We start from the raw sequence: 8,552 nt of genomic DNA, 5'->3' as shown, positions 1-8,552 counted from the left end.
CAGCATTCGACGCTTGGCTATCGTTCACCCTGCCAGTATTTAGATGACTGGCTCACTGAGCAACATCAGGAAAAACAGGCGGCATAAAAGCCACCTGTTGGACGACGAAAAATCGAGGGAAGCTCACCACAACCAATTTCACAAACTCACCTTAGGATTTAACATGCGCCTCATCCTTTTAGGAGCGCCTGGTGCCGGTAAAGGCACGCAAGCGACTTTCATTAAAGAGAAATTCAACATCCCGCAGATCTCCACCGGCGACATGTTGCGCGCAGCAGTCAAGGCTGGAACCCCGCTCGGTATCGAAGCCAAGAAGGTGATGGACGCCGGCGGCCTGGTATCGGACGACATTATCATCGGCCTGGTCAAAGACCGGCTGAAACAGGCGGATTGCGCCAACGGTTATTTGTTCGACGGTTTTCCGCGCACCATTCCGCAAGCCGACGCCATGAAAGATGCTGGCGTGATGATCAATTACGTGCTGGAAATCGATGTGCCGGATACCGCCATCATCGAGCGAATGAGCGGCCGCCGCGTGCATTTATCGTCCGGTCGCACTTATCATACCAAGTTCAACCCGCCAAAAGTCGCAGACAAGGACGATGTGACCGGCGAAGATCTGATCCAGCGCGACGACGACAAGGAAGAAACCGTCAAGAAGCGTCTGTCGGTGTACCATGAGCAGACAGAAGTGCTGGTCAATTATTATGGCGATTGGGCCAAATCGGGGCGGCCCGGGGCGCCGAAATATCGCAAGATAACCGGTGTCGGTCCGGTCGAACAAATACGCGACAGCGCGTTTGCGGCTTTGGACGCATAAAAAGGAGCGGACTCAGGTCCGCTTTTTTATTGTCCTTTTTTTGTTTCTGCGACAGAATTTACCAAAGCTTCTTGTTTCAGTAGCCTGGCTACAAACTCGAAACACGCAATTGCCGCTTATCTGAGATCCGAGATCCGACACGGCAGCAGTGCTCCATCCAGCAACGCCAGCCCAGGCAAGTCTCCGACAATAAAAGGGCGACGAAAAGTTTTGCATTACCCAGTATTGGCCAGAAAGGCCGGCGTCCGATTGGCGCGGACAGCCAAAGTTGTGTGCTTGTCTTACTTTGTCGTGATAGTCGTTCCAAAACAGGAGGAGTCAACATGGCATCAAGTCTATGGTTTGCCGTCGCTTGCGGTATTGTTGCGGTCATTTACGGACTGGTTTCACGCAGTTGGATATTGCAGCAGGATCCCGGAAACCCCCGCATGCAAGAGATCGCCGCGGCGATCCAGCAGGGCGCAGCGGCTTACCTTGCGCGCCAGTACCGCACTATCGCTATCGTCGGCGTGGTGTTGTTCATTGTGATTGCGTTGATTCCCGGCCTTGGTTTGGTAACAGCGATTGGTTTCCTGATCGGCGCGTTGCTGTCGGGCGCCTGTGGTTTCATCGGCATGAATGTTTCGGTACGCGCTAATGTGCGCACCGCGCAGGCCGCTACCAGGGGCATGGGCCCGGCGCTCAATGTCGCTTTCCGCGGCGGCGCCATCACCGGCATGCTGGTGGTTGGCCTGGGCTTGCTGGGCGTGACGCTGTTCTTTCTGTGGCTGGTGTCGTTTGCCGCACCTGCCGGCTTGTCGCTGCATGACATTATCCGGCCGCTGATTGGACTAGCCTTTGGCGCTTCGTTGGTCTCGATTTTCGCGCGTCTTGGCGGCGGCATTTTTACCAAAGGTGCCGATGTCGGGGCCGATCTGGTGGGCAAGGTGGAAGCCGGAATCCCCGAGGACGATCCGCGCAATCCGGCGGTGATCGCCGATAACGTTGGCGATAATGTCGGCGACTGTGCAGGCATGGCGGCAGATCTGTTCGAGACTTATGTGGTAACGCTGATCGCCACTATGCTGCTCGGTTCGCTGCTGATCCGCGGCGCCGAAATGTCAGCAGTGCTGTACCCTCTGGCGCTGGGCGGCGTATCGATCCTGGCGTCGATCATCGGCTGCACGATGGTGCAAGCCAAAGAGGGCAAGAAAATCATGTCGGCGCTGTACACCGGCTTGTGGTGGGCGGCGATCCTGAGCCTGATCGGCTTTGTGGTGGTGACCTGGCTGATTCTGCCAGCACCGATGCGGATGCCGATGATGGGTTCGGCCCTGATCGGCATCGTGCTGACCGGTCTGATGGTGTATATCACCGAGTATTACACCGGCACCGATTTCAAACCGGTGCGCCACATTGCGCAAGCTTCTACTACCGGCCACGGCACCAACATCATTGCCGGCCTGGGCGTGTCGATGAAGTCGACTGCTTATCCGGTACTGGCGGTGTGTGCGGCGATCCTGGCGTCATACTGGTTGGGCGGCTTGTATGGCATCGCGATTGGGACCACGTCAATGCTGTCGATGGCCGGCATCATTGTGGCCTTGGATGCCTACGGGCCGATTGCCGACAATGCCGGTGGTATCGCCGAAATGTCAGGGCTGCCTGATTCGGTGCGTGCCATTACCGATCCGCTGGATGCCGTTGGTAATACCACCAAGGCCGTCACCAAGGGCTATGCCATCGGTTCGGCTGGTTTGGCCGCGCTGGTCCTGTTTGCCGATTACACGCACGCGCTGGATGCGGTCGGCAAGAGCACAGTATTCGATTTGTCGGATCCGCTGGTGATTGTCGGCCTGTTTATCGGCGGCCTGATTCCTTACCTGTTCGGTGCGATGGCGATGGAAGCGGCCGGTCGCGCGGCAGGTGCGGTAGTGGTCGAGGTGCGGCGCCAGTTCCGCGATATCAAAGGCATCATGGACGGCAGCGGTAAGCCTGAGTACGACAAGGCGGTCGACATGCTGACCTCCTCGGCGATCAAGGAAATGATTATCCCCTCGTTGTTGCCGGTAGTGGTGCCGATCCTGGTCGGCCTGATCCTCGGCCCGGCAGCCTTAGGCGGCTTGCTGATGGGGACCATCGTCACCGGTTTGTTCGTCGCAATATCGATGACCACCGGCGGCGGCGCCTGGGACAACGCCAAGAAATACATTGAAGACGGTCACTACGGCGGCAAGGGTTCAGAAGCGCACAAGGCGGCTGTGACCGGCGACACGGTTGGCGATCCCTACAAGGATACTGCCGGTCCGGCGGTCAACCCGTTGATCAAGATCATCAATATTGTGGCGTTACTGCTAGTACCGTTGCTGCCGGCAACCGGTCTGAACCAGGCGACTGCGGGTAACAAGGAAATTGTATTGGTACTGGCGCCAGCTGTAGCCGCGCCGGTTGCAGGCGCTGCTACAGCTGGCGTGGGGGTAACGTTGCCCACCGCCGTCATCTATTTTGATTATGGCAAGACCGATGCCCCGGTCGATACCGTCGATAAACTGGCCGCCATCGTCGCCGCAGCCAAAGCCAGGAGCGATGCGAAGATTGTCTTGAGCGGTTTCCACGACAGCACTGGAGATCCGCTCAAGAATGATGAAATTTCCAAAGAGCGCGCCAAGAGCGTCAAAGCGCTGCTGTTGATTGCTGGCGTTGCCGAAGATACCATCGTCCTGGAAAAACCTCAGGTCACCACCGGTAGCGGCGATAACGCTGAAGCGCGCCGTGTCGAGGTGAGTATCCGCTGAAATACCTTGCGGGCAGGCGCGCAAGCAGGTTGGATGGCGACTTCCGGCGGTTATGTTGTGCGGTCAGAGGTTCGCCTTTTTTATTTTTTCTTTTATTGTTTTTCACACAATTCCGGTGGTCCCTGTTAATCTAACCAGCATGGAGACAACACAAAAAACCGGCCTCATCCTGACCGGCGGCGGCGCACGTGCCGCCTATCAGGTCGGCGTCATGGATGCGGTAGCATCGATCCTGCGCGAGCAGGGCTGGTCTGCCGAGCGCAATCCGTTCGATATCATTTGCGGCACTTCGGCCGGCGCCATCAATGCGACCGCGCTGGCTTGCCGGGTCGATAATTTCGGCCTCGGGGTGCAGAAACTCATGGACGTCCGGGAGCATTTTACGGTCGAGCAGGTGTACCGTGCCGATTCGCTGGGGGTGCTGCGCTCCGGCGCGCGCTGACTGTCGCTGCTGTCGTTCGGCTGGCTGCTGCGCAAGTGGCACGCCCATCCGCCTAACTCGTTGCTCGACAATACCCCGCTGATTACGCTGCTGTACCGGCTGTTAGACCTCGAACGGCTGGACGCGGCGCTGGCCAACGGCACCCTGCAGGCGCTGGCGATCACGGCTTCATCGTATAGTGGCGGCCAGCACATCACCTTCTATCAGAGCGCCAACGAAATCCAGGGCTGGACACGCAGCCAGCGCCGTGCAGTGCGCGATCAGATCGGCGTCGGGCATCTGCTGGCGTCGTCGGCGATTCCATTCATCTTCCCGACAATTCCGATTTATTGCGATGGCCACCGTGAATTTTTCGGCGACGGTTCGATGCGCCAACTGGCCCCGATCTCGCCAGCGATTCACCTCGGTGCCACTAAAGTGCTGGTGGTCGGAGCCGGGCGCCGCAAGGAAACACCATCGGATGCACCAACGTTTGCTCGCTATCCAAGTCTGGCGCAAATCGCCAGCCACGCACTATCGAGTATTTTTCTGGATGGTCTGGCGGTCGATATCGAGCGCCTGGAGCGCATCAATCACACGCTGTCTTTCCTCACCGAAGAACAGCGTCAGCACACACCGCTGAAGCCGATTGAAATGCTGATCATTTCACCGTCGGAGCAGATCGACGATATCGCAACCAGGCATTTTTCCAGTTTGCCGCTGCCGATCCGCACGTTGTTAGGCGGTCTGGGCGGCCCTGAAAGCCGAGGCGGCGGCTTGGCCTCCTACTTGCTATTTGAATCGGGTTATACACACGAGTTGATTCGCATGGGGCAGCGAGATACTCAGGACCGTCGTGAAGAGGTTGTTAATTTCTTTCAGGATAGAAGCTCCAGGTAGTTTTTTAGTCGCCGGGTATGGCAATATTGTTAAATACAGTAACACCAGGAACCTGCCGAATGATAGCGGTTGATTCGTTTTTAGCAACACGTTACGCTACGGTAGCAGAGCAGACAGACGCGACGAATATTAAATCAATGAAAAGTTACGCAACCCAAGGCCGCTTCCCAGGTCTGAATTTGAATGTCATTGGTGCCGTGATACTTCATGCGGCGCTTTTTCTGCTTGGTTTGTTGCTTTGTTTTCAGGTTGCTGCGCGGGAATCCTTGCAACAGGATGTTATTTTCGTCAATCAACTTCCGCAGGAAGCGCAGGCTACCCTAAACCCTATCAAGCAAGGCGGACCGTTTCCGTACGCTAAAGATGGTGTGGTATTTGGTAACTACGAGGGACTCTTGCCTAAACAACGGCGCGGGTATTATCACGAATACACGGTCAGGACTCCACGGGCCCGCAACCGTGGCGCGCGTCGGATTATTACCGGCGGTAACGCCCGGATTTCTGGTGAGTATTACTATACCGACAATCATTATCAAACTTTCAGGCGTATCCAAGAGTGACTGAGATATCGGATTTGTTGCTGTCTGACCTAACGTCAGGCATTCTGAGCCGGCGGGAACAGTGCGAGTTCTTAAAAATAACAGCAATTCATCATTGCTCTAGCTGAGGGGAAAAATGAGTTTGTTTAAAACCGTACCGCCAAATGTAGTGCAGTCCATCCGCGCCTTCCGTGTGACCGACTTGCAGGCGGAGGCTGCGCAGCTTGGGCAGCACTTCTTGTATGCATACTGTGCGGAAGCGACGACTAAACAGCAAGTGCTGGCCAATATCGCCCAGGCTTTTCATTTTCCCAGGCATTTTGGTAAGAATTTTGATGCCCTTAAAGATTGCCTGACCGATCTGGCTTATAAGGCCGGTCCGCAACCGGGCTTCATCGTCGTCATCGAACAATTGCCGAACACCGCCAAATTTGACCGCGAAGCGCGCGAGATACTGCTTGATGTATTTCGCGACAGTGCCGATTTCTGGGCGGGAAAAAAAGTTGCTTTCCGCGTTTTCTATTCATTTCAGTAGTAAAAAATAATGTTAACGGGCCTGTCCGAGTGGCCCTGAGCATTAAAGAACGAGTAAGTAACCCCACCTGCAACCTGCGTTTTTATCCCACGCCGCATCAGGCTGCTTTAATTTGTTCTTGTAAATCAGTAAAGTGCCGACACCTGTCGCAACATTTTGCCGTCGGTTTTACTCAAAAATGACGTTGCAGCAGGTACAATGCGCGCCATGAGAAGCATTGTTATCCTGATTTCGGGGCGTGGCAGCAACATGGAAGCTATTCTCCGCGCCGCCCAAGCCGAACAATGGCCTGCCAGAATCGCTGCCGTAATTAGCAACCGCGCCGACGCTGAAGGCTTGAAATTTGCTGCCAGTGAGGGGATTGCAACGGCTGTCGTGGCCAATAAAGACTATCCTGATCGTGAGCAGTTCGACGCTGCGCTGCGCGTCGTGATTGACGCTTTTACGCCCGATCTGGTCGTACTGGCCGGGTTCATGCGTATTCTGACGACATCCTTTGTCCAGCATTATGCCGGTCGTATGCTCAATATCCATCCGTCGCTGTTGCCCAGTTTTCCAGGGATGGCAACGCATCGGCAGGCGTTGGCGGCAGGCGTTAAGGTGCATGGAGCGACCGTGCATTTTGTTACCGCCACGCTGGATCACGGGCCGATTGTGGCACAGGCCGTGGTGCCGGTGCTGGAAGACGATACCGAACAGTCGCTGGAGCAGCGTGTGCTGGTTGAAGAGCATCAGATTTATCCGCGTGCGGTACGCTGGTTTGTAGAAGGCCGGCTGAGCATCGAAGGTGGACTTGTGCGTCATCGCTAAGCCGGGTGCAATCGGCACCAGAGCTGCTTCAGCAAGTAACGGCCGGCACGGGATCTGGTGCAGATTCTCATGTGCGCCTTGCGAGCCGCTCACCTGCCGCGGTCTTGGTCTCTCGGTAAGATTCCGAACAGGTTCGAACAAGGCGCCGCTCATCCGGCGGCTCGGGCAATATAGCCCCACTAACAGATTTTTATGAAAGAACTACCATGAGATTGCCTCCAGCGATCATCGGTCACACCGAAGAAGTACTGCGCGAAATTTTACGTTTTACCGGCCCAGCCGACGGTACCTTGTCACGCTATTTTCGCGACCATCCGAAGCTCGGTTCGCGCGAGCGCGGCGTAATTGCCGAAGCGGTCTACGGCCTTTTGCGCAACAAGTCGATCTATACCAGCTTTGCCGAATCCGACAACGGTCCTACCATGCGCCGCATGACCTTGCTTGGCTTGGCCGATGCGATCGGGGTTGAGTCGCTGGGCGGCTTATCCGATGAAGAAACCGAATGGCTGACGCGCGTCGGTGAAATCGATCGCAGCCTGATGCCGGCACTGATGCGCTCGAATCTGCCGCAATGGTTGTTCGATAAACTGGTCGCTCGCGATGGCGAAGCCGCAGCGTTGCAGCTGGCGGACGCGATGAACCAGCCGGCTCCGCTGGATCTGCGTGTCAATTCGCTCAAGGCCAACCGCGAAGAGGTCGTAGCGACGCTGGCGGAAGCACCTATCCTGTGCGAACCGACACCCTATGCGCCGTTGGGTTTGCGCGTCATCAAAAAGCCGGCGTTGCAAAACTTGCCGCTGTTTAAGAGCGGCGCCATCGAAGTGCAGGACGAAGGCAGCCAGTTGCTGGCGCAAATCGTCGGCGCCAAGCGCGGCGAAATGGTGGTCGATTTCTGTGCCGGTGCCGGTGGCAAGACATTGGCGCTGGGAGCCACCATGCGCAACACCGGTCGCTTGTATGCGTTCGACGTGTCCGACAAGCGACTGGCAAAACTCAAGCCGCGCATGGCGCGCAGTGGTTTGTCGAACATCCATCCGGTGCTGATCGCGCATGAAAACGACGGCAAAGTAAAACGCCTGGCGGGCAAGATTGATCGCGTACTGGTGGATGCGCCATGCAGCGGCCTCGGCACATTGCGACGCAATCCCGACGTAAAGTGGCGTCAGACGCCCGAGGCGATTGCCGAAATGAACGTCAAGCAAATCGCAATCTTGTCCAGCGCTGCGCGCCTGGTAAAGTCCGGCGGTCGTCTGGTGTACGGCACCTGTAGCTTGCTTGACGAAGAAAACGAAGCAATTGCCGCACAATTCCTGGCAAGTCATGAGGACTTTGCATTGGTGCCGATGAAAGATGTGCTGGCAGAGCAAAAGATTACGCTGGAAATGGGCGATTATCTCAAGCTGCTACCGCATCAACATCAAACCGATGGTTTCTTTGCCGCGGTGTTTGTGCGCAAATAAATAGCCGCGACATTTTCTGCCTGTTGCGCTGCTGCAAGCAGCTGCAAATCTGGTCGATTGTTTGCTATTAACGCATCAGGAAAGGAATCACTATGCTGCCATTAGGCCTCCGTTCTGTTTTTTGTCGTACTCTGACCGCCAAGGTATGAGCTTCCCTCGATTTTTCATCTTCCAACAGGTGGCTTTTATGCCGCCTGTTTTTCCTGATGTTGCTCAGTGAGCCAGTCATCTAAATACTGGCAGGGTGAACGATAGCCAAGCGTCGAATGCTGCCGTTGGCGATTATAAAAGAC

The 8,552-nt window shown here is 56.0% G+C and carries 6 protein-coding genes and 1 pseudogene; all 7 read left to right on the top strand.

Features of this window, described 5'->3' with window-relative positions; translation table 11 throughout:
- Window positions 1–163 precede the first annotated feature (163 nt).
- The 7 genes and pseudogenes from adk (at window position 164) to ACIQ0R_RS09155 (ending at window position 8,259) form a co-directional block, all read left to right on the top strand.
- Window positions 164–820, top strand: a complete 657-nt coding sequence (gene adk, locus ACIQ0R_RS09185) for an adenylate kinase (RefSeq protein WP_395826413.1) — start codon at window positions 164–166, stop codon at window positions 818–820.
- A 323-nt stretch (window positions 821–1,143) separates the two neighbouring features.
- Window positions 1,144–3,594 carry a sodium-translocating pyrophosphatase gene (locus ACIQ0R_RS09180; RefSeq protein WP_395826411.1) on the top strand — a complete coding sequence of 817 codons (2,451 nt, stop codon included), beginning with the start codon at window positions 1,144–1,146 and terminating at the stop codon, window positions 3,592–3,594.
- Between the two features lie 139 nt (window positions 3,595–3,733).
- Window positions 3,734–4,915, top strand: a pseudogene (locus tag ACIQ0R_RS09175) (patatin-like phospholipase family protein).
- A 137-nt stretch (window positions 4,916–5,052) separates the two neighbouring features.
- Window positions 5,053–5,475: a ribonuclease gene (locus ACIQ0R_RS09170; RefSeq protein WP_395826415.1), complete on the top strand. Its 423-nt coding sequence runs from the start codon at window positions 5,053–5,055 to the stop codon at window positions 5,473–5,475.
- A gap of 115 nt (window positions 5,476–5,590) precedes the next feature.
- Window positions 5,591–5,989 (top strand): barstar family protein, encoded by a 399-nt coding sequence (locus ACIQ0R_RS09165; protein WP_395826409.1) that lies wholly within the window; start codon window positions 5,591–5,593, stop codon window positions 5,987–5,989.
- Window positions 5,990–6,187: 198 nt separating this feature from the next.
- On the top strand, window positions 6,188–6,799 hold the full coding sequence (gene purN, locus ACIQ0R_RS09160) for a phosphoribosylglycinamide formyltransferase (RefSeq protein WP_395826407.1): 612 nt from the start codon (window positions 6,188–6,190) through the stop codon (window positions 6,797–6,799).
- Window positions 6,800–7,005: 206 nt separating this feature from the next.
- Window positions 7,006–8,259 (top strand): RsmB/NOP family class I SAM-dependent RNA methyltransferase, encoded by a 1,254-nt coding sequence (locus ACIQ0R_RS09155; protein ID WP_395826405.1) that lies wholly within the window; start codon window positions 7,006–7,008, stop codon window positions 8,257–8,259.
- The last annotated feature ends 293 nt before the right edge of the window (window positions 8,260–8,552 follow it).

This window comes from Collimonas sp., from assembly GCF_044339385.1.
Lineage (GTDB): Bacteria > Pseudomonadota > Gammaproteobacteria > Burkholderiales > Burkholderiaceae_D > Collimonas.
This window is presented reverse-complemented; position numbering and strand designations above follow the sequence as displayed.

Bases quoted from the DNA above. Each gene is read 5' to 3' on its own strand.
- adk (WP_395826413.1), top strand. From the start codon at position 164: ATGCGCCTCATCCTTTTAGGAGCGCCTGGTGCCGGTAAAGGCACGCAA.
- ACIQ0R_RS09180 (WP_395826411.1), top strand. From the start codon at position 1,144: ATGGCATCAAGTCTATGGTTTGCCGTCGCTTGCGGTATTGTTGCGGTC.
- ACIQ0R_RS09170 (WP_395826415.1), top strand. From the start codon at position 5,053: ATGAAAAGTTACGCAACCCAAGGCCGCTTCCCAGGTCTGAATTTGAAT.
- ACIQ0R_RS09165 (WP_395826409.1), top strand. From the start codon at position 5,591: ATGAGTTTGTTTAAAACCGTACCGCCAAATGTAGTGCAGTCCATCCGC.
- purN (WP_395826407.1), top strand. From the start codon at position 6,188: ATGCGCGCCATGAGAAGCATTGTTATCCTGATTTCGGGGCGTGGCAGC.
- ACIQ0R_RS09155 (WP_395826405.1), top strand. From the start codon at position 7,006: ATGAGATTGCCTCCAGCGATCATCGGTCACACCGAAGAAGTACTGCGC.